Raw genomic sequence first — 364 nt, 5'->3', positions numbered from 1 at the left:
ATGTTCGACCTTCGTCTTCAGGTCGTACGACGCGTACTTTGCGGGCAGGCCCTGACGCTTGATCTTGTTAAGGTCAGACGCCGCTTTCTTCGACATCGTGAACTTCGAATTCAGCTCGTTCATGCGGGTAGCGCGATCCGCGATCAGCTGAGCCAGTGCCTTGTTCCCATTGAAGAGCTTGGTGGCTTCGGCCACGAGCATGGCCTCGAACTCGGGCCCGGCGCGATCGTCCGAGAGCTTCGCCTTGTCCTGAGACGTGAACGTGGCTTTGCTCAGGTACATGTTCACGAGACCTACCAGACCTTCTTTCAGGTCAGCTTCCAGGAACACCGGAACCTGCTTGCCAGCAACCTTTTTGGTTTTG

Annotated in this window: 1 protein-coding gene; it reads right to left on the bottom strand. The window is 56.3% G+C overall.

Features of this window, described 5'->3' with window-relative positions:
* Nucleotides 1-364 (bottom strand): TopoII/MutL transducer domain-containing protein (locus AC1RO3_RS08035; protein WP_481763935.1); only part of this gene is annotated, 364 nt, incomplete at both ends.

Source organism: Dellaglioa sp. CoH-57-MRSF-19 (assembly GCF_056781975.1).
The sequence above is the reverse complement of the archived record's forward strand: the minus strand, read 5'-3'. Positions and strand labels throughout refer to the sequence as shown.